This window comes from Kitasatospora sp. NPDC127121 (assembly GCF_042677305.1).
In the GTDB taxonomy this organism is placed as follows: Bacteria; Actinomycetota; Actinomycetes; order Streptomycetales; family Streptomycetaceae; genus Kitasatospora.
Map to the genome: position 1 here is coordinate 94,764 of NZ_JBHXTQ010000015.1, position 20,377 is coordinate 115,140.

The window sequence follows — 20,377 nt, forward strand, 5'->3', positions numbered from 1 at the left end:
AAGAAGGGGTACGGCCGACCAGGGGGGTTACCTCGGGTAACATCGTCGGAGTCTGCTACTGATTGGTAACCGGTGTCAACGCCCAGTCAGACCCCGAATCCAAGGAGCAGCACATGTCCCGAGAGCCCCGCCGCGAGCAGCTGCTCAACGCCGCCGACCGGGTCATCCAGCGGAACGGCCCGACCGCCAGCATGAACGCCATCGCCGCCGAGGCCGGCATCACCAAACCGATCCTCTACCGCCACTTCGGCGACCGGAACGGCCTGATCACAGCCCTCACCGAGCGCCACACCAGCGGCCTGCTGGCCGCCGTCCGGGCCGCCCTCGCCGAACCACTGGAGCGCCGCGACCGGGTCGAACACGTCCTGGACACCTACCTGGCCGGGATCGAGGCCCGCCCGCAGGTCTACCGGCTGCTCACCCACCCCGAACCGGGCGACCCGAGCGGCCCCGGCACCGCACTCGCCCCCGCACTGCGGCAGATCGCCGCGGAGATCACCCGGGCCGTGCAGAGCCAGGTCGACCTCGGCGCCGACCGTGAGCTGCTCGCCGAGGCCTGGGGCCGGGGCATCACCGGCATGGTGCTGGCAGCCGGCGACTGGTGGCTGGAGACCAGACCCTGCTCACGCACCCGCATGGTGCAGGCGCTCGCCGACCTGCTCTGGGGCCGCCTGGCCGCCGCCGCGGACCTGCCCACCCCCGCCACCCCGGCCCCGACCCCGGCCCCGGCCCCGGACGCCGACTGAACTCCCCTTCCGCGCAAGGCCCTTGTGCGACACCCGGCACCGCAGGCATCATCGGGCCCCCACCCCCGCGCCGTACGAGGTCCCGATGCGCCTGCGCCGCACCGCCGCCGCCCTGCTGCTCTCCGCCACCACGGCCCTCACCGCGGCCCCCGCCACCCCCGCCGCCGCGCACGACGGCGCCCACGGCGGCCCGCCCGCGCGGTTCCCCGCCGCAACGGCCACCGGCCCCGACGGCCGCACCGCCTTCACCGACGCCCAGGGCCGCCGCCTCCACCTGCGCGGCTTCAACCTCGACAAGTACGCCGAGACCACCGAGGCCGACCTCAAGTCCCTGGCCGCGCAGGGCTTCACCCTGATCCGGGTGGCGGTCTCCTGGAACAGGCTGGAGCCCGTCCGCGGCCGCCTCGACCCGACCGAACTGCACCGGCTGCGCCAACTCCTCGGCTGGGCCGACCGGTACGGCCTGCTCGCCCTGATCGACCTGCACCAGGACGTCTACGGGCCGGCGTTCGGCGGCGGCGACCGCGGCATCCCGCCCTGGGCCACCCGGGACGACGGCCTGCCGTTCACCCCCGACCCGAACGACTGGTTCGCCGGGTACTTCCAGCCCGCCGTCCAGGCCGCCTTCCGCCACCTCTACGACGACCCCGACCTGCGCGCCTGGCAGGCCGACTTCTACACCCGGCTCGCCCTCGAACTGCGCGGCCACCGCTCGCTGCTGGGCTACGACCTGTTCAACGAGCCGTTCGGCCCGGTGGACGGCGACCCGACCGACCCGGCCGTCCTCGCCGCCGCCTCCGCCGCCCTCGAACAGGGCCGGCTCGCCGACATGTACCGCCGCCTGATCGCCGCCGTACGCCGGGTCGACTCCCGCGCCTGGCTGTTCGTCGAACCCACCGTCCTGGTCGGCCAGGGCGTGCCCACCCGGCTGCCCGGCTTCGACGACCCTCGCCCCGGCCCGCCCCGGCTCGGCTACGCACCGCACTTCTACGACACCGCGGTCGAGAACGGCGCCGACTGGGACCCGGCCGACGGCTTCGTCGAGCGCTACACCGCCGCGATCACCGCCTACCCCGCCGCCCACCGCCTGCCCGTCCTGGTCGGCGAATGGGGCCCGCCCGACTCCCGCAGGCCGGGCAACACCCTGCTGGTCCGCCGACAGGTCGCCGCGATGGACGGCTTCGCCGAGGGCTGGACCATGTGGTACTGGTGCCGCGGCACCGGCGGCTACTGCGCGCTCGACCCGGCCGGGCGCCCCGCCCCCGGCGACGAACCCGCCTTCGGCCCGTACCCGGCGGCCGTCGCCGGAACGGACGTGCGCACCGGCGCCACCACCGTCCACTGGAGCGCCGACGGCACCCGGCACGGCAGCGAACTCGTCCTGCCCCCGGCGGCGTTCCCGCACGGCGCCGACGTCACCGTCACCCCCGCCGCCGCCCGCGTCGACGTCGAGCAGCCGGCCGGCGGGCGGGCCGGAACCGTCCGGATCCGCCTCCCGCACGCCCGCCCGGGCACCCCGGTGACGGTCACGGTCACACCGCGCTGACCGCCACCGGGGCCGCCCGGGAAACGGCTAGACCAGGCCCCGCCGCGCCAACAGCGGCCCGGTCTCCGGCGCCCGGCCGACCACCGCACGGAAGGACTCCAGCGGGTCCCGGCCGTAGCCGCGTGACAGCAGCTCGCGCCGGAACAGCTCGCCGCTCTCCCGCACCGCACGCCCGTTGCCCTCGAACCACTGCACGGTGTCGGCGTCCAGCACCTCCGACCAGATGTACGCGTAGTACCCGGCGCTGTAGCCGCTGGCGAAGACGTGCTGGAAGTACGCCGTCCGGTAGCGCGGCGGGATCGCCGGCACCGCGATCCCGGCCTCCGCCAGCGCCCGTGCCTCGAACTCCTCGGCGTCCGCGATCTCCCGGCCCTGCGGCACGGTGTGCCAGGCCCAGTCCAGCAGCGTCGCCGCGAGGTACTCCACCGTCCTGAAGCCCTCCCCGAAGCCCTCGGCCGCCACCATCCGCTCGACCAGCTCGGCCGGCAGCGGCTCCCCGGTCACGTGGTGGCGCGCGTAGTTGGCCAGCACCTCCGGCCGGACCATCCACATCTCGTTGACCTGCGAGGGGAACTCGACGAAGTCCCGGGGCACCGAGGTGCCCGCGAACAGCGGGTACCGCACGTCCGAGAACAGCCCGTGCAGCGCGTGCCCGAACTCGTGGAAGAGCGTGCGCACCTCGTCCCAGGCCAGCAGCACCGGCTCGCCCGGCGCCGGGCGGGCGATGTTCAGGTTGTTGATCACCACCGGCCGCCGGCCGGTCAGCCCCGCCTGGCTCACCAGCTCGTCCATCCAGGCACCGCCGCGCTTGGACGCCCGGGCGTGGAAGTCACCGATGAACAGGCCCAGCGAACCGCCGTCCTCCTCGAACACCTCGAAGACCCGCGCGTCCGGGTGGTGGGCCGTCAGGTCCGGCCGCTCGGTGAAGGTCAGCCCGTACGCCAGCCCCGCGGCGAAGAACACGCCGTCCCGGAGCACCCGCTCCAGCTCGAAGTACGGGCGCAGCACCGCCGCGTCCACCTGGTAGGAGCTCTGCCGGACCTTCTCCGAGTAGTACGCCCAGTCGTGCGCGGCGATCTCCTCGATCCCGTCCGCCGCCGCCAGCTTGGCCAGCTCGGCGGCCTCCCGGCCGGCGTTGGCCACCGCCGGACCCACCAGCCGGGCCAGCAGTCCGGACACCGCCTCCACCGTGCCCGCGGTCTCGTCCTCCACCACGTACGCGGCGTGGCTCGGGTGCCCCAGCAGCGCGGCCCGCTCGGCGCGCAGCCCGGCCATCCGGATCGCCAGCGGGCCGTTGACCGCCAGGCCCCGGTCGAGCGAGGCCGCCAGCAGCCGCTCGCGCACCGACCGGTCGGTCAGCCGGGCCAGTTCGGGCTGGCCGGAGGTGCTCTTCAGGGAGAGCACGAACCGGCCCTCCTGCCCGAGCACCCGGGCGTTCTCCGCAGCGGCGGCGACCTCGTCCGCGGACAGCCCGTCCAGCTCCTCGGCCGCGTCCACGACCAGCGCGGCGGCCTTGCTGGCGGCGTTCACGTTCTGCTGGAACGTCGTGCCGAGCCCCGCGAGTTCGGCGTTCAGCTCGCGCAGCCGGGCCTGCTCCGCCTCGCCCAGCCGGGCGCCGGAGCGGACGAAACGGGTGTGCCGGGTCTCCAGCAGCCGCAGCGACTCCGGGTCCAGACCCAGGTCGGCGCGGCGCCCGTACAGCTCCTCGATCCGGGCGAACAGGGCGCGGTCCAGGTGGATCGCGTCGTGGTGCGCGGCCAGCAGCGGGCTCACCGCGGTCTCCACCTCGTCGACCGGCTCGCTGGTGTCCGAGGACGACTGGTTGCGGAACACCGCGTCCACCCGGCGCAGCAACTCCCCGGAACGCTCCAGGGCGACCAGGGTGTTGTCCGGCGTCGGCGGCCGCGGATCCGCGGTGATCGCCGCGATCTCGGCCAGCTGCTCCGCCATCCCGCGCTCGTACGCGGGCAGGAAGTGCTCCGGCCGGATCTCGGCGAAGGGCGGCAGTTCGTAGACCAGGGGGCTGGGCTTGAAGAACGGGTTCTCGGTCATTTCGCCGACCATACGCCGTGTCACCCACCCTGCCTATGCGCCCCCGCCCCCGTTGTCGTACCCACCCGTTAACGTCGAGCCCGGACACCCGAACGACCGCACACCCGTGCCCGTACCCGCACGCCAGAACAGCGCGCCGGAGAGGAGACGCCCCCGTGGCACCCAGGACGGCCCTCGCCCCCGACCCGCACGGCCCCGGCGGCCGGCTCCAGCCGCTCGACGACGCCGGCACCCCGCTCGGCCCGCCCGAGAAGGTCCCCGACCTCGCCGCCGCCGTCGCCGCCCGGGAGGCCGCCGAGCACTCCCGTTGGGTGTGGGCCGCCACCGACAGCGCCTACGCGCCGCTGCTGCCCCGGCTGCCCGACCGGCTCGCCCGCTGCCACGACCTGCGCCTGGTCGAGGCCCTGCTGCTGGCGCACGAGGGCCGGTTCGGCGCGCCGCGCTCGCTCGGCGCCGCCTGGTCCCGGCTGCGCGGCCTGCCCGTCCCGGACGACCTGCCCGAGCCCGGCTCCGCCGAGGCCGACGACGGGCAGGACACCCTGTTCGCGCCCGACCGGCTGCAACTGCCGCCCGGCGCCGACCCGCTGACCGCCGTCGTCGCCGTCCACGCCGAGCAGCAGCGCCGGCTCGCCGCGATCGCCGACCCGGCCGCCCGGCACCGGTTCCGGCTGCTGGTCGCCGCCGAGTCCGCCGGCGCACTGGTCGCCGCCGAGATGGCGCACGACGGGCTGCCCTGGCGCGCCGACGTCCACGACCAGCTGCTCACCGAACTCCTCGGCCCCCGCCCGACCGTCCCCGGCGCCCAGCCGAGACTGCTCGCCGACCTCTCCGTCGAACTCCAACAGGCCCTCGGCGGGCGCCCGTTCAACCCCGACTCGCACACCCAGGTGCTGCGCGCCTTCGCCGAGAACGGCATCCAGCTCGGCTCCACCCGCTCCTGGGAGCTCAAGGGCGTCGCCCACCCGGCCGCCGCGCTGCTGATCCGCTACAAGGAGCTGTCCCGGATCCACGCCGCGCACGGCTGGGCCTGGCAGGACGCCTGGGCCCGCGGCGGCCGGTTCCGGCCCGAGTACGTGGTCGGCGGCGTGGTCTCCGGACGCTGGGCCAGCCGCGGCGGCGGCGCGCTGCAGATCCCGCGCATCCTGCGCCGCGCCGTCGTCGCCGACCCGGGCTGGCTGCTGGTCGTCGCCGACGCCGCCCAGCTGGAGCCCCGGGTGCTCGCCGCCCTCTCCCAGGACGCCGGGCTGGCCCGCACCGCCGCCGGCGGCGACCTGTACGAGGCGCTGGCCGCCAACGCCTTCCAGGGCGACCGCGACAAGGCCAAGCTCGGCCTGCTCGGCGCCATGTACGGGCAGACCAGCGGCGACATCGGCCCGCTGCTGAACACCCTGCGCCACCGCTACCCCGCCGCGATGGGCTACGTCGAGGCCGCCGCCCGCACCGGCGAGGACGGCGGGGTGGTCGCCTCCCGGCTGGGCCGGGTCTGCCCGCCCGCCTCCGCCGAGTTCCTCGACCTCACCGAGGCCCCCGACACGGCCGGCGAGGCCGGCGGCCGGCAGGCCCGCGCCCGCGGCCGCTTCACCCGCAACTTCGTCATCCAGGCCAGCGCCGCCGACTGGGCACTCGCCCTGCTCGCCGCCCTGCGCCGCCGGCTGGGCGAGCTGCCGGTGGCCGGCCCGGCGGAACGCCCGCACCTGGTGTTCTTCCAGCACGACGAGGTGATCGTGCACACCCCGGCCAACCTCGCCGACGAGGTGGCCGCCGCGGTCGCCGAGGCGGCCGACGAGGCCCGCCGTCTGGTGTTCGGCGACACCCCGGTCCGCTTCCCGCTCACGACGGCGGTGGTGGACTGCTACGCCGACGCCAAGTAGCCGCCCCCTCTTCCCGGTCTCCGGCCCCGCGGCTTCACAGCTTCCGGAACGAGCGGGCCTCCTCGGCCGCCGCGACCACCTCCGCCAGCGCCGCCCCGGTCGAGGCGGTGACGGCGGCCGCCACCGCGCCCTCCACGAACGGCGCGTCCACCAGCCGCACGCCCGGGCGCGGCTCGTCCTCCAGCACCGTGACGGCGGTGAGCACCGAACTGCCGAGATCCGGCAGCACGACCACGCCCGCCCCGCCGTCCGCCTCGGCGACGGCCCGCGCGATCAGGTCGTAGCTGGTGCCGAGCCCGCCGTCCTCCGTACCCGCCGCGCACACCACCCGCACGCCGCCCGGGGCGAGTTCGGCGAGCAGCTCGCGCAGCCCGGCGGCCAGTCGGGCGCTGTGCGAGACCAGGACGATACCCACGTGTTCGCTCATGCGCCCGACCCTACGACCGACCTCGTGGCCGACGCCGCTACTCCGGGAGAGTGACGCGAATCCCGCGTGTCGCACCCCGTGCCCACCACCCCCGTCTGGCGTAGCGTCGGGGCAGCAGCGTCCACGGCCGACGACCCGCACAAGGGAGCGAAGAGCGTTGAAGAAGCTGATCAACACCCCGGAGAGCGTCCTGGAGGACGCGTTGGCCGGAGTCGCCGCCGCCCACCCCGAGCTGACGGTGGACATCCCCAACCGGGTGATCACCCGGGCCGCCCGCCCGGCCGGGCCCAAGGTCGCGGTGATCTCCGGCGGCGGCTCCGGCCACGAGCCGCTGCACGGCGGCTTCGTCGGCCCCGGCATGCTGGACGCCGCCTGCCCCGGCGAGGTCTTCACCTCCCCGGTACCGGACCAGATGCTGGCCGCCGCCAAGGCCGTGGAGAGCGGCGCCGGCGTCGTCTTCATCGTGAAGAACTACACCGGCGACGTGATGAACTTCGAGCTCGCCGCCGAACTCGCCGCCGAGGAGGGCCTGACGGTCCGCACCGTCCTGGTCGATGACGACGTCGCGGTCGAGGACTCCACCTGGACGGCCGGCCGCCGCGGCACCGGGGCGACCGTCCTGGTCGAGAAGGCCACCGGGGCACTGGCCGAACGCGGCGCCCCGCTCGACGAGGTGGCCGCCCTGGGCGAGCGGGTCAACGCCGCCTCCCGCTCCTTCGCCATCGCACTCACCGCTGCCACCACCCCGGCCGCCGGCAAGCCCGGCTTCGACCTGCCCGAGGACGAGATCGAGGTCGGCGTCGGCATCCACGGCGAGCCCGGCCGTCGCCGCGAGAAGCTACGCCCGGCCCGCGCGCTGGCCGCCGAGGTGGTCGACACCATCCTCGCCGACCACCACCTGGCCCCGGGCGACGAGGTGATCGCCCTGCTCAACGGCCTCGGCGCGACCCCCCTGCTGGAGCTGTACATCGCCTACGGCGAGGTCGCCGCCCGGCTCGCCGAGCGCGGCATCACGGTGGCCCGCAGCCTGGTCGGCAACTACGTCACCAGTCTGGACATGGCGGGCTTCTCGCTCACCCTCACCAAGGCCGACCCGCAGCTGCTGGAGCTGTGGGACGCGCCCGTCGACACCCCCGCCCTCAAGCGGGCCTGAGCCGGGAGACGTCATGGACTTCGACACCCCCCTCGCCGAGGCCTGGGTCCGCGCGATCGCCGCGGCCGTCGAGAAGGAGCAGGGCCGGCTCACCGAGCTGGACTCGGCGATCGGCGACGGCGACCACGGCAGCAACCTCCGGCGCGGCTTCTCCGCCGCCCTGGCCGCCCTCGACGGCCTCCGGCCGGCCGGCCCGGGGGCGGTGCTCACCAAGGTGGGCAGCACGCTGATCTCCAAGGTCGGCGGCGCCTCCGGCCCGCTCTACGGCAAGGCCTTCCGCGCCATCGGCGCCGCCCTGCCCGATCCCGCCCTGGCCGACCCCACCAACCCGGCCGGCCCGGCCGCCGTCGCCGAGGCACTGGCGGCCGGGCTGGACGCCGTCCGCACCCTCGGCAAGGCCGTGCCCGGGGACAAGACCATCGTCGACGCCTACACCCCGGCCGTCGCCGCCTTCCGTGCCGCGGCCGGCGCCGGGGCCACCCTCCCCGAGGCGGCGGCCGCCGCCGCCGAGGCCGCCGACCAGGGCGCCCGCGACACCGTCCCCCTCCAGGCCCGCAAGGGCCGCGCCTCCTACCTCGGCGAGCGCAGCATCGGGCACCAGGACCCTGGCGCCACCTCCACCGCCCTCCTCTTCCGCGCCCTCGCCGACGTCACCGCGTCCTGAGGCACCCTCCTCCTCGCGCGGACGCCCGCGCGAGGAGGAGGGGGAGGAGGCCGGCCGTCAGCCGTCCGTCCTGGCGATCAGCAACAGCAGGGCGTCGTCCCGCAGTTCCCCGCCCGTGTGCGCGAGCAGGTCCGCGTACACCCGCCCCACCGCCGCCTCCAGATCCCCCTCCGACCGCGTGGCGCCCCGCACCAGCGGCCCGACCCGCTCCGCCAGCGGGTAGAACTCCCCGCTCTTGCGGTGCCGCGCCTCGACCACCCCGTCCGTGCAGAGCACCAGCACGTCCTCCGCCCCGAACGGCTGGTCCCAGCTGGCCGGTTCGCCCGTCGCCAGCCGTCCGAGGCCGAGCGGCACCCAGGGGTCGGGGGCGTCCAGCACGTGCGCCCGCCCGTCGCCGTCGACCCGGATCGGCGGGACGTGCCCGTACTGCAGCAGTTCCATCACCCCGGGCGTGCGGAACTCCGCGAACAGCGCGGTGGTGAACTCCCCGTCCGGGACGTGCCGCTCGACGCTGGCCTCGATCCGCGCCGCGACGCCCCGCAGCCCGGCCTCGTCGTACGCGGCCTCCCGGAACGCGCCGAGCACCACGGCCGCGGTCTGCACGGCGGAGAGACCCTTGCCCCGGACGTCCCCGACCGCGACCCGGGTGCCGTGCGGCGTCTCCAGCACCGAGTACAGGTCTCCGCCGATCCGTGAGGCGTCGGCCGCCGACACGTACCGGACGGCCAGCCGCAGCGGCCCGACGGCCGGCCCGGGCAGCCGCAGCAGGGCCCGCTGGGCGGCCTCGGCGACGGAGCTGACGGCCGCGAAGGCCGCCGCGCGCCGCATCCGGATCTTGGCGACCCAGGCGGAGAAGAGCGTCAACACGGCATAGCTGACCATCGCACCGTAAAGGAAGCGCGCGTCGTTGATGTTGTCGACCTCGTCGTAGTGGCTGAGCCCGAAGACCGCGAGCAGGCCGAGCGCGCAGACGGCGAGCAGTTCGCCCGGTCTGAGGGTGAGCGCGGCGGCGGCCGGGACGACGGTCATCAGCGGTGCCAGGTAGCGGTCCTTGCCGGAGAGGAGGTCAGCGAGTGCGACCAGGAGCACGGCGAGCAGCGCCGGGCTGGCCCGCCGCCAGAACGGCACGTCCTGGAGGTCGGCGGCCAGCAGGGCGCCGCGCCGCCGGTCCGGCGGCAGCCCGGCGGCGCTGGGGGCCGAGGGGGACTGGGCACGGCGGGTCGGGAACACATACCGAACATAAGGGACGTTCGCGGCACCCACCCGCCCGCCTACCGCGTTTCCGTCTGCCGCGATCGCCGCCCCGCCGCACGGGCGTCCCGATCGCCCCTAAATGCCCCATTTGTCATACAGTTCGACCAAAGCGGCTACCCCGAGGAGGCCCTGACCGGTGTCCGGCTACCGCAACACCCCCCGCATCTCCGACGCCCCGGCCCGCACGACGGCCACGTCCGACCACTGGCTGAGGGTCTTCGCCGTCGGCCTGCTGCTCTGGGGCGCCACCGTCGTCGTCACGTTCCTCACCGGGAACAGCAACCTCGTCCCGACGATCGTGCTGCTCGGCAGCTTCCTGGTCCCGGCCACCGTGGTGATCTGGGCCTACGAGCGCTACGCCGGCGACCTCGGCCCGGACCGGATCTTCGCCTGCTTCGGCGTCGGCGGCATCATCGGCGTCCTGGGCGCCTCGGTGCTGGAGAGCTACCTGGTCTCCCCCTCGGCCTCGATGTACGTCGCCGTCGGACTGATCGAGGAGGCGGCCAAGCTGGCAGCCTTGGTCATGGTGAGCCGCCGACTGCGGGTCAGCGGGCTGCGGCACGGGCTGGTGCTCGGCGCCACCGTCGGCGCGGGGTTCGCCGCGTTCGAGAGCGCCGGGTACGCGTTCAACGCCGTGCTGAGCATCCAGGGGCTTTCGCTCGAGGACCTGGTCGAGACGGAGATCCTGCGCGGGGTGCTCGCGCCGGTCGGCCACATCCTGTGGACGGCGATCGTCGGCGGGGTGCTGTTCAGCGAGCGCCGCGGCGGGCGGTTCCGCTTCACCACCCCGGTCGCCGTCACCTACCTGGGCGTATCGCTGCTGCACGCGCTCTGGGACAGCACGAGCGGCATCGCCGTCTGGCTGGTCGCCAAGACCACCGCGAGCTCCTGGCAGCGCGCCCTGTTCGGGCTCGGCCACATGCCCGACCCCACCAGCGAGCAGGTACACCTGTACACCCTCTACGACACGGCCGGACTGCTCGTGGTCTCCTTGGGCGGGCTGCTCTGGCTGCGGCTGCTGATCCGGCGCGAGCGCGCGCCGATCCCGGCCCAGCTCCCGGCCTCCCCGGCCTGAGGCGGTCCGGCGCATACGCTCGACCGGCGCACGCGTCCGTGACGCGCGCCACTTCACCCACCCCTCCCGGAAATACCCCTGAGGGGTATGGTGTTGTCAGAGTAGAGCCCGGGCCGACGCCCGGGGCGCCACACCTCCCGGAGGCCCGGATGTCCAGCACCACCACCTACACCGTGACCGGCATGAGCTGCGGCCACTGCGAGAAGGCGATCAGCGAGGAGCTCTCCGCCCTCACCGGCGTCACCGAGGTCGCCGCCGACTCCAAGGCCGGCACCGTGACGGTCTCCTCCCTCGCCCCGCTGGACGACGAGCAGGTCCGCAGCGCCGTCGACGAGGCCGGCTACGAACTGGTCGGCCGCAGCGCCTAGGCCTCCCTGGACGCCCGTACGGCGGGGCCCGGGCAGCGGACCCCGCCGTACACCCCCACCGAGGAGCTGCCGAGGAGCCGATCCGCATGAGCGAGCGAAGCGAACTGGTCACCACCGCCCCCGGCGTCCAGGGCACCCCCGGGGTCCGGGACCGGGTCGAGCTGTCGATCGGCGGCATGACCTGCGCCTCCTGCGCGACCCGGATCGAGAAGAAGCTCAACCGGATGGACGGCGTCGAGGCCACCGTCAACCTCGCCACCGAGAAGGCCCGGGTCGACTACGGCCCCGGGGTGACGGTCGAGGACCTGATCGCCACGGTCGAGCGCACCGGCTACACCGCCGAACTCCCGCCGCCCCCGGCCCCGGCCCCCGCCGCCCCCTCACACGTCGGCCCCGACGCCGGGGCCACCGCCGACCGGCCCGCCGCCGACCCGCTGTACGACCGGCTGCTGATCAGCGCCGTCCTCAGCGTCCCGGTGGTCATGCTGTCGATGATCCCGGCCCTCCAGTTCGCCAACTGGCAGTGGCTCGCCTTCGCCCTCACCGGCCCGGTCGTGGTCTACGGCGGCCTGCCGTTCCACCGCGCCGCCTGGACCAACCTCAAGCACGGCGCCGCGACCATGGACACCCTGGTCTCGCTCGGCACCCTGGCCGCCTTCGGCTGGTCGTTCTGGGCACTGTTCTGGGGCCACGCGGGCCTGCCCGGGATGCACCACGACTTCTCACTGGCGATCGGCGACACCGACGCCTCCTCCACCCTCTACCTGGAGACGGCCGCCGCCGTCACCGTGCTGATCCTGCTCGGCCGCCACCTGGAGGCCCGCTCCAAGCGCCGGGCCGGGGCCGCCCTGCACGCCCTGCTCGACCTCGGCGCCAAGGACGTCACCGTGCTGCGCGGCGGGGCCGAGGTCCGGATCCCGGTCGGCGGCCTGGCCGTGGGCGACCGGTTCGTGGTGCGGCCGGGCGAGAAGATCGCCACCGACGGCGTGGTGGTAGAGGGCGGATCGGCGGTGGACGCCTCGATGCTCACCGGCGAGTCCGTACCGGTCGAGGTCGCCGTCGGCGACCAGGTCACCGGCGCCACCGTCAACGCGGGCGGCCGGCTGGTGGTCGAGGCCACCCGGATCGGCGCGGACACCCAGCTGTCCCGGATGGCCCGGCTGGTCGAGGACGCGCAGAACGGCAAGGCCGCCGCCCAGCGCCTCGCCGACCGGATCTCCGCCGTCTTCGTCCCGATCGTCATCCTGCTCGCGCTCGCCACCCTGGTCGGCTGGCTCCTGGCCTCGGACAGCCCCACCGAGGCATTCACCGCCGCCGTGGCCGTGCTGATCATCGCCTGCCCATGCGCCCTGGGCCTGGCCACCCCGACCGCGCTGCTGGTCGGCACCGGCCGCGGCGCCCAACTGGGCATCCTGATCAAGGGCCCCGAAGTACTGGAGACCACCCGCCGGGTGGACACCGTCGTCCTGGACAAGACCGGCACCGTCACCACCGGCCGGATGACCCTGCTCGCCGTGCACACCGCCGAGGGCGTCGACGAGACCGAGGCGCTGCGCCTGGCCGGCGCCCTGGAGCACGCCTCCGAGCACCCGATCGCCGCCGCCATCGCCACCGCCGCCGCGGAGCGGACCGGCGCGCTGCCGCCGGTCGAGGACTTCCGCAACCTCCCCGGGCGGGGCGTGCAGGGCGTCGTCGAGGGCCGGACGGTGGTCGCCGGGCGCGAGGCCCTGCTCGCCGACCGGGCCCAGCACCTGCCGCCCGTCCTGGCCCGCGCCAAGGCCGCGGCCGAGGCGGCCGGGCGGACCGCGATCGCGGTGGGCTGGGACGGCGAGGCCCGGGCCGTCCTGGAGGTCGCGGACGCGGTCAGGCCGACCAGCGCCGAGGCGATCGCCCGGTTGCGCGCGCTGGGTCTGCGTCCGGTGCTGCTGACCGGCGACAACCGGGCGGTCGCCGAGGCCGTCGCGGCCGAGGTCGGCATCGCCCCGGCGGACGTGGTCGCCGAGGTGCTGCCCGAGGACAAGGTCGCCACCGTCAAGCGGCTCCAGGCCGAGGGCAAGGTCGTGGCGATGGTCGGCGACGGCGTCAACGACGCGGCCGCCCTCGCCCAGGCCGACCTGGGCCTGGCCATGGGCACCGGCACCGACGCCGCGATCGAGGCCGGCGACCTCACCCTGGTCCGCGGCGACCTTCGCTCGGCGGCCGACGCCATCCGGCTCTCCCGCCGCACGCTCGGCACCATCAAGGGCAACCTGTTCTGGGCCTTCGGCTACAACGTGGCAGCGATCCCGCTGGCCGCCGCCGGGCTGCTCAACCCGATGGTCGCCGGCGCCGCGATGGCCTTCTCCTCGGTCTTCGTGGTCACCAACAGCCTGCGACTGCGCCGCTTCCAGCCCGCCTGACCCGCCCGCGCGACGCGGAAGGGCCCGGACCGCCAGGTCCGGGCCCTTCCCTGCGTCAACGCGCCAAAGCACCACCGCGTCACCGCGTCACCGCCCGAGCAGCTCGCCGCCGTTGCAGTGCAGGATCTCGCCGGTGATGAACCCGGCCTCGGGCGAGGCCAGGAAGTAGACCGCGGCCGCGACCTCACCGGTCTCCCCGATCCGGCCCAGCAGGGTGCGGGCCGCCCGGCGGGAGACCTCGGCCTCGTCCAGCCGGGGGCCGAAGAACTCGGTGCCGGCCACCGTCCCAGGCGCGACGATGTTGGCGGTGATCCCGGAGGTGCCCAACTGGGCGGCCAGGAAGTGGTTCCAGGCGTGCAGCGAGGCCTTCGCCGCGCCGAACGAGCCGGCCCCGCGCAGGGCGGCGATCGAGCTGATGGTGACCACCCGGCCGGCGCCGGGGGTGAGCCGGTCCCGGATCGACTCGGTGAGCAGCACCACGGTCAGCACGTTGCGCTCGAAGTCGCCGCGCCAGCGGGCCAGCAGGGCGTGCGGCCCGGCGCCGATCACGGTCTCCCGGCTGCCGGCGTTGTTGACCAGGACGTCGATCCGCTCGGGCAGTTCGGCGAGCGCGGCCTCGACGGCATCGGGGTCGGCGAGATCGCACACCAGCGGGGTGACGTTCGGCCCGAGGTCCGCCGCGGCCTTCTCCAGGACCGCGCGGCGGCGGCCCACGATCACGACCCGTTCGCCCGCCTCGGCGAACCGCCGCGCGACTTCGTACCCGATTCCCGTGCCACCGCCGGTGACAACGACGTTCCTGGCCATCTGCGCACTCCCTCCCCAGCTCCGCCGCCACGCTGCGAGGGTGCGGGACGGTCCGTACCGGAATGCCACGATTCCTATCACGCTCGGTTGCCGTGACTGCGGGGAGGGTGACGTCGCGCGCGCGGGAACGTGTGATATGGGCTCGACACGAGGTGCACACGGAGCGTGGCGAGAGGCAGCTCACACCCCCCGGGCGTAACTTCTCGCACCCTGATACGTCTTAGGTTGGTAGTGCGGCAGTTTTCCGATGAGCGGGGACGCGACGAACGGCAATGCGTCCCCGCGCTTCCACCGACTGCCGCCGACGGGGCTCCGGCGGGCCCCGGGACGGTCGTCGACCTTGACGGCCTTCGCGCACGACGCCGGGGTTGCGGCGGGTCAGGGACGCTTTGAGCGGCCGTCCCCGGCTTCGGCCCGGCCCCGGAGTCGTGCGCCGTACGGTTCCGCCCCCGCGCGGGCACCCACCCGGGCCCACCGCACGGGGACGCGGAAGGGCCCGGCCGCCAAGTGGCGACCGGGCCCTTCCGGGTGCAGCGTCAGCGGTCGCCGAGGGCGACGTAGTCGCGGATCTCGACGCCGGTGTAGATCTGGCGCGGACGGCCGATCCGGCTGGTCGGGTCGTTGATCATCTCGTGCCAGTGGGCGATCCAGCCCGGCAGCCGGCCGAGGGCGAACAGCACGGTGAACATGCTGGTCGGGAAGCCCATGGCGCGGTAGATCAGGCCGGTGTAGAAGTCCACGTTCGGGTAGAGCTTGCGCGAGATGAAGAAGTCGTCCTTGAGGGCGTGCTCCTCCAGCTTGAGCGCGATGTTCAGCAGCTCGTCGTTCTTGCCGAGCTGGCCGAGGACCTCGTGCGCGAGCAGCTTGACCTGCGCGGCGCGCGGGTCGAAGGCCTTGTAGACGCGGTGGCCGAAGCCCATCAGCTTGACGCCGGCTTCCTTGTTCTTCACCTTCGTGATGAACGCGTCGACGTCGCCGCCGTCCTTCTGGATGCTCTCCAGCATCTCCAGCACGGCCTGGTTGGCGCCGCCGTGCAGCGGGCCCCAGAGCGCCGAGATGCCCGCCGAGATCGAGGCGAACAGGTTGGCATGGCTGGAGCCGACCAGGCGCACGGTGGAGGTCGAGCAGTTCTGCTCGTGGTCCGCGTGCAGGATGAGCAGCTTGTCCAGGGCGTTGACGATCACCGGGTTGAGCTCGTAGTCCTCGGCGGGGACGGCGAAGGTCATCCGCAGGAGGTTCTCGACGTAGCTCAGGTCGTTGCGCGGGTAGACGAAGGGCTGGCCCATCGCCTTCTTGTACGCGTAGGCGGCGATCGTCGGCAGCTTGGCGAGCAGGCGGACGGTCGACAGGTGGCGCTGGCCGGCGTCGAACGGGTTGTGGCTCTCCGGGTAGAACGTGGAGAGCGCGCCGACCACCGAGGACAGCATGGCCATCGGGTGGGCGTCCCGCGGGAAGCCCTGGAAGAAGCGCTTGACGTCCTCGTGCAGCAGGGTGTGCTGGGTGATCTCGCGGTTGAACTCGGCCAGCTGGTCCGCGTTGGGCAGCTCACCGTTGATCAGGAGGTACGCGGTCTCGATGAAGCCGCCCTGCCCTGCGAGCTGCTCGATCGGGTAGCCGCGGTACCGCAGGATGCCGTTGTCACCGTCCACGAAGGTGATCGCGGACTTGTACGCGGCGGTGTTACCGAAGCCGTTGTCCAGGGTGACCAGGCCGGTCTGCGGGAGCAGCTTCGAGATGTCGAAGCCGGCGTTGCCCGCAGTGCTCTCGACGACGGGGTACTCGTACTCGCCGTCCTGGTACCGCAGTACTACCGAGTTGTCGCTCACGTCTTCCTCACCGACGAAATGAATCCTCTTCCAAGGTGCCCTGACTGTCTCTACCATCCCCCATCTGGAGGACAGCCGCGCACCCGGGGTGGCCCGAAAGGGCCCGCCCCTACAAAACCTGCTGCCGCAGCCGGTACGAACCGGACAAGATCGGCACCACCCTAGGCTCTGCCGTAAATCTCTTCACGTCAAGAGAACATTAGAGGCAACCATCCTGTTGGATAATCATCCAGTTGCCAGTCGATGATCGAGCGCCGCATGCCGTCGACCTGCACTGACGGTCCGCACGGCCTGGGCGATCGCCTTCCGTGACCCCACCAGTACCACCAGTTTCCTTGCCCTGGTCACAGCGGTGTAGAGCAGGTTTCGCTGGAGCATCGTCCAAGCGGACATGGTGACCGGAATCACCACCACTGGGTACTCGCTCCCCTGTGAGCGGTGGATCGTGACCGCGTACGCGTGGGCCAGCTCGTCCAGTTCGTCGAAGTCGTACGGCACCTCCTCGTCCTCGTCGGTGAGCACCGTCAACCGCTGGTCGTCCACGCTGAGGGCGGTCACCACTCCCACTGTGCCGTTGAAGACCCCGTTGCGCCCCTTGTCGTAGTTGTTGCGCACCTGCGTGACCTTGTCCCCCACCCGGAACGTGCGCCCGCCGAACCGCCGCTCCGCCAGCCCCTCCCGGGCCGGCGTCACCGCCCCCTGGAGCAGCGTGTTCAGGTTCCCCGCCCCGGCCGGACCCCGGTGCATCGGCGCCAGCACCTGGACGTCCCGCCGCGGGTCGAAGCCGAACCGCTGCGGGATCCGCCGCGCCACCACGTCCACCGTCAGACCGGCCGCCAACTCCGCGTCGTCCTCCGCGAACAGGAAGAAGTCCGGCAGACCGTCCGTCAGCGGTGGCCGCCCCTCGTTGATCCGGTGCGCGTTCGTCACCACCCCCGACTGCTGGGCCTGCCGGAAGATCCTGGTCAGCCGCACCGACGGGATCGGGCCGCCCTCCGCCAGCAGATCCCGCAGCACCTCGCCGGCGCCCACCGACGGCAGCTGGTCCACGTCCCCCACGAACAGCAGGTGCGCCCCCGGCGGCACCGCCTTGACCAGCTTGTTCGCCAGGATCAGATCCAGCATCGAGGCCTCGTCCACCACCACCAGATCCGCGTCCAGCGGCCGGTCCCGGTCGTACGCGGCGTCCCCGCCCGGTTTCAGCTCCAGCAGCCGGTGCACCGTCGAGGCCTCCGCCCCGGTCAGCTCCGCCAGCCGCTTCGCCGCCCGCCCGGTCGGCGCCGCCAGCACCACCTTCGCCCGCTTGGCCAGCGCCAGCGTCACGATCGACTTCACCGTGAACGACTTGCCGCAGCCCGGACCACCTGTCAGCACCGCGACCCGCTCGGTCAGCGCCAGCCGCACCGCCTGCTCCTGCTCCGGCGCGAGATCGGCCCCGGTACGCTTGGCCAGCCACTCCAACGCCACCGGCCAGTCCACCCCGCCGAACCACGGCATCCGGTCGGAATCCGAACGCAGCAACCGCAGCAGCTGGTTGGCCAGCGAGATCTCCGCCCGGTGGAACGGCACCAGGTACACCGCGGTGATCGCCTCGCCCGCCTCCCCCGGCACCGACTCCCGCACCACCCCCTCCGCCGCGACCAGCTCCGCCAGGCAGTCGATCACCAGGCCCACGTCCACCTGCAGCAGCTTCACGCCGTCCGCGATCAGCCGTTCCTCCGGCAGGTAGCAGTGCCCCTGGTCGCTGCTCTGCGACAGCGCGTACTGCAGTCCCGCCTTCACCCGCTCCGGGCTGTCGTGCGGGATCCCCACCGCCTGGGCGATCCGGTCCGCCGTCAGGAAGCCGATCCCCCACACGTCCGACGCCAGCCGGTACGGCTCGTTCCTGACCACCCCGATCGAGGCGTCCCCGTACTGCTTGTAGATCCGCACCGCGAGCGAGGTCGACACCCCGACCCCCTGGAGGAAGACCATCACCTCCTTGATGGCCTTCTGCTCCTCCCAGGCCGCCGCGATCTTCTTCGTCCGCTTCGGCCCCAGCCCCGGCACCTCGATCAGCCGGCCCGGCTCGTGCTCGATCACCTCCAGGGTGTCCACCCCGAAGCGCTCCACGATCCGCTCGGCGAACCGCGGCCCGATCCCCTTGATCAGCCCCGAACCCAGGTACCGCTGGATGCCCTGCACCGTCGCCGGCAGCACCGTCGTGTAGTTCTCCACCGTGAACTGCCGCCCGTACTGCGGATGCGAGCCCCACCGCCCGTGCAGCCGCAGCGACTCCCCCACCTGGGCTCCCAGCAGCGCGCCCACCACCGTCAGCAGGTCGTTCCCGCCCCGGCCGGTGTCCACCCGGGCCACCGTGTAACCGGTGTCCTCGTTGGCGTACGTGATCCGCTCCAGCACGCCCTCGACCTGCGCGAGCTGGCGCGGCGCCTCCTGCCCCGACTGCGCCTGCCTGGCCACCGGGACCCCCTTCGACCAGTACGGGTGGACCTTCCGTTACGCACCGTACCGCCCGGCCACGACAAGCCCGCACCCGCGCCCGACCGCCCCCGCGGCAGGAGCGCCCCCGGGCCCCTGCCGTGCAGCGCCCCCGCCGAGGTGCCAGGCTGGGACGGGCAGGGGGGCACGATCGCGCCCGTCCGGGCCCCGTCCGAGGAGCAGTGCCCATGCTCAACACCGCCTTCCACCCCGGCTCCCCCGACTGGCTCGACCTGGGCAGTCCCGACACCCGGGCCTCCGTCGACTTCTACACCGCCCTGTTCGGCTGGACCTTCGACCCGGCCGGCCCCGAAGCCGGCGGGTACGGCTTCTTCCAGCTCGACGGCCGGACGGTCGCCGCCCTCGGCCCGCTCGCCGAGGAGGGCTCCCTGCCCGCCTGGACGCTGTACTTCGCCACCCTCGACGCCGACCGCACCACCGAACTCGTCGAACAGGCCGGCGGGCACGTCCGGTTCACCCCCTTCGACGTCTTCACCGCGGGCCGGATGGCCGGCTACACCGACCCGACCGGCGCCGAGTTCGCCGTCTGGCAGCCGCACGACACCCGCGGCCTGGAGGTCGTCAACGAGGAGGGCAGCCTCTGCTGGGCCGAGTGCTACAGCGTCGACGCCGAACGCGCCAAGACCTTCTACCGGACCGTCTTCAGCTGGCAGGAACAAGACGTGCCGCTCGAAGGCGCCTCCTACACCGTCCTCACCCCCGCCGGCGCCGGCAGCGACGACGCCCACGGCGGCATCATGCAGCTCGGCCCCGAACAGACCGCCCGCGGCACCACCTCGCACTGGCTCCCCTACTTCGAGGTCCCCAACGTGGACGCCAGCCTCGCCATCGCCGACAAGCTCGGGGCCACCGTGCGGATCCCCGCCATGGACGTCCACGGCGTGGGCCGCCTCGCCCAGTTCCACGACCCGCACGGTGCCGTCTTCGCCGTCATCACCAGTGCCAAGCCCGGGGAGTGACGGCAAATCACCCCCGAGAAGGGGCCTGAGGGGGCTCTACGGGCAGCGGCGGCGGGGGTACGGGAAACAGGGCGCGCCTATCCTCTGATCATGACTGACCTGACGATCCGCAGGGCCACCGCTGAGGACCTGCCGGCGATAGTGGCCCTGCTCGCCGACGACGCCCTGGGTGCCACCCGCGAGAGCCCCGACGACCTCACGCCGTACCGTGCCGCCTTCGCCCGCGTCGACGGCGACCCGCACCAGCACCTGGTCGCCGCCGAGCGCGCCGGCCGGACCGTCGGCACCCTGCAGCTGACCGTGATCCCCGGCCTCTCCCGGAAGGGCTCCACCCGGACCGTCATCGAGGCCGTCCGCATCCACGCCGACGAGCGGGGCAGCGGCCTCGGCACCGAACTGATCCAGTGGGCGATCGAGCGTTCCCGCGAACTCGGTGCCGACCTCGTCCAGCTCACCTCCGACGCGACCCGCACCGACGCCCACCGCTTCTACGAGAAGCTCGGCTTCGTCCCGTCGCACGTCGGATTCAAACTCCAGCTCTGAGGCCTTCCCCAGCTCTGAGACCTTGAAGTCCCAAAGCCCCGGAAATGCAAAGAACCCCCATCCGGTTTCCCGGATGGGGGTTCTCTGTGAATGATTGTTCGGCGGCGTCCTACTCTCCCACAGGGTCCCCCCTGCAGTACCATCGGCGCTGTAAGGCTTAGCTTCCGGGTTCGGAATGTAACCGGGCG

16 protein-coding genes and 1 rRNA gene are annotated in these 20,377 nt (G+C 73.5%); 10 read left to right on the top strand and 7 right to left on the bottom strand.

What is annotated here, in order from left to right; all coding sequences use genetic code 11:
• The first annotated feature begins 113 nt into the window (after positions 1-113).
• Together ACFVHI_RS11260 and ACFVHI_RS11265 are read left to right on the top strand one after the other, a co-directional pair.
• Positions 114-746, top strand: coding sequence for a TetR family transcriptional regulator (locus ACFVHI_RS11260; protein WP_380338011.1), 633 nt, complete (start codon positions 114-116; stop codon positions 744-746).
• An 85-nt stretch (positions 747-831) separates the two neighbouring features.
• A complete protein-coding gene (locus ACFVHI_RS11265) occupies positions 832-2,292 on the top strand; it encodes a cellulase family glycosylhydrolase (RefSeq protein ID WP_380338014.1) in 1,461 nt (486 codons plus the stop codon).
• 27 nt (positions 2,293-2,319) lie between these two features.
• On the opposite strand, the gene ACFVHI_RS11270 is transcribed toward ACFVHI_RS11265, so the two are convergent.
• Positions 2,320-4,344: a M3 family metallopeptidase gene (locus ACFVHI_RS11270; RefSeq protein ID WP_380338017.1), complete on the bottom strand. Its 2,025-nt coding sequence runs from the start codon at positions 4,342-4,344 to the stop codon at positions 2,320-2,322.
• A 155-nt stretch (positions 4,345-4,499) separates the two neighbouring features.
• Here ACFVHI_RS11270 and ACFVHI_RS11275 point away from each other — a divergent pair, with 155 nt between their 5' ends.
• Entirely contained in the window at positions 4,500-6,215 is a 1,716-nt protein-coding gene (locus tag ACFVHI_RS11275) for a bifunctional 3'-5' exonuclease/DNA polymerase (RefSeq protein WP_380338020.1), read from the top strand.
• A 34-nt stretch (positions 6,216-6,249) separates the two neighbouring features.
• Here ACFVHI_RS11275 and dhaM read toward each other — a convergent pair whose 3' ends face one another.
• Positions 6,250-6,642, bottom strand: coding sequence for a dihydroxyacetone kinase phosphoryl donor subunit DhaM (dhaM, locus tag ACFVHI_RS11280; protein ID WP_063349397.1), 393 nt, complete (start codon positions 6,640-6,642; stop codon positions 6,250-6,252).
• Positions 6,643-6,799: 157 nt separating this feature from the next.
• Here dhaM and dhaK point away from each other — a divergent pair, with 157 nt between their 5' ends.
• Entirely contained in the window at positions 6,800-7,795 is a 996-nt protein-coding gene (gene dhaK, locus ACFVHI_RS11285; RefSeq protein WP_363376329.1) for a dihydroxyacetone kinase subunit DhaK, read from the top strand.
• Between the two features lie 13 nt (positions 7,796-7,808).
• Positions 7,809-8,459, top strand: a complete 651-nt coding sequence (gene dhaL, locus ACFVHI_RS11290) for a dihydroxyacetone kinase subunit DhaL (protein WP_380338024.1) — start codon at positions 7,809-7,811, stop codon at positions 8,457-8,459.
• 57 nt (positions 8,460-8,516) lie between these two features.
• Here dhaL and ACFVHI_RS11295 read toward each other — a convergent pair whose 3' ends face one another.
• Entirely contained in the window at positions 8,517-9,689 is a 1,173-nt protein-coding gene (locus tag ACFVHI_RS11295; protein WP_244293462.1) for a PP2C family protein-serine/threonine phosphatase, read from the bottom strand.
• 160 nt (positions 9,690-9,849) lie between these two features.
• Between ACFVHI_RS11295 and ACFVHI_RS11300 the strand changes: the two genes are divergently transcribed.
• From ACFVHI_RS11300 to ACFVHI_RS11310, 3 genes are all read left to right on the top strand, one after another.
• Positions 9,850-10,788, top strand: coding sequence for a PrsW family intramembrane metalloprotease (locus tag ACFVHI_RS11300; RefSeq protein WP_079135889.1), 939 nt, complete (start codon positions 9,850-9,852; stop codon positions 10,786-10,788).
• Positions 10,789-10,826: 38 nt separating this feature from the next.
• Complete coding sequence (locus ACFVHI_RS11305) at positions 10,827-11,156, top strand: heavy-metal-associated domain-containing protein (protein ID WP_380338027.1); 330 nt, start codon at positions 10,827-10,829, stop codon at positions 11,154-11,156.
• 176 nt (positions 11,157-11,332) lie between these two features.
• Positions 11,333-13,555: a heavy metal translocating P-type ATPase gene (locus tag ACFVHI_RS11310; protein ID WP_380338044.1), complete on the top strand. Its 2,223-nt coding sequence runs from the start codon at positions 11,333-11,335 to the stop codon at positions 13,553-13,555.
• An 87-nt stretch (positions 13,556-13,642) separates the two neighbouring features.
• Here ACFVHI_RS11310 and ACFVHI_RS11315 read toward each other — a convergent pair whose 3' ends face one another.
• The 3 genes from ACFVHI_RS11315 to ACFVHI_RS11325 form a co-directional block, all read right to left on the bottom strand.
• The gene (locus ACFVHI_RS11315) at positions 13,643-14,362 is read right to left on the bottom strand and encodes an SDR family NAD(P)-dependent oxidoreductase (protein WP_063349393.1); all 720 of its coding nucleotides are present in this window, start codon (positions 14,360-14,362) and stop codon (positions 13,643-13,645) included.
• Positions 14,363-14,898: 536 nt separating this feature from the next.
• Positions 14,899-16,188: a citrate synthase gene (locus tag ACFVHI_RS11320; RefSeq protein WP_063349392.1), complete on the bottom strand. Its 1,290-nt coding sequence runs from the start codon at positions 16,186-16,188 to the stop codon at positions 14,899-14,901.
• A gap of 225 nt (positions 16,189-16,413) precedes the next feature.
• Complete coding sequence (locus ACFVHI_RS11325; protein WP_063349391.1) at positions 16,414-18,648, bottom strand: ATP-dependent RecD-like DNA helicase; 2,235 nt, start codon at positions 18,646-18,648, stop codon at positions 16,414-16,416.
• A 206-nt stretch (positions 18,649-18,854) separates the two neighbouring features.
• On the opposite strand from ACFVHI_RS11325, the gene ACFVHI_RS11330 reads away from it, so the two are divergent.
• Positions 18,855-19,646 carry a VOC family protein gene (locus ACFVHI_RS11330; RefSeq protein WP_380338032.1) on the top strand — a complete coding sequence of 264 codons (792 nt, stop codon included), beginning with the start codon at positions 18,855-18,857 and terminating at the stop codon, positions 19,644-19,646.
• Between the two features lie 90 nt (positions 19,647-19,736).
• Positions 19,737-20,189, top strand: coding sequence for a GNAT family N-acetyltransferase (locus ACFVHI_RS11335; RefSeq protein WP_063349389.1), 453 nt, complete (start codon positions 19,737-19,739; stop codon positions 20,187-20,189).
• Between the two features lie 96 nt (positions 20,190-20,285).
• Here ACFVHI_RS11335 and rrf read toward each other — a convergent pair.
• Positions 20,286-20,377, bottom strand: a 5S ribosomal RNA gene (gene rrf, locus ACFVHI_RS11340); the annotation flags it as partial.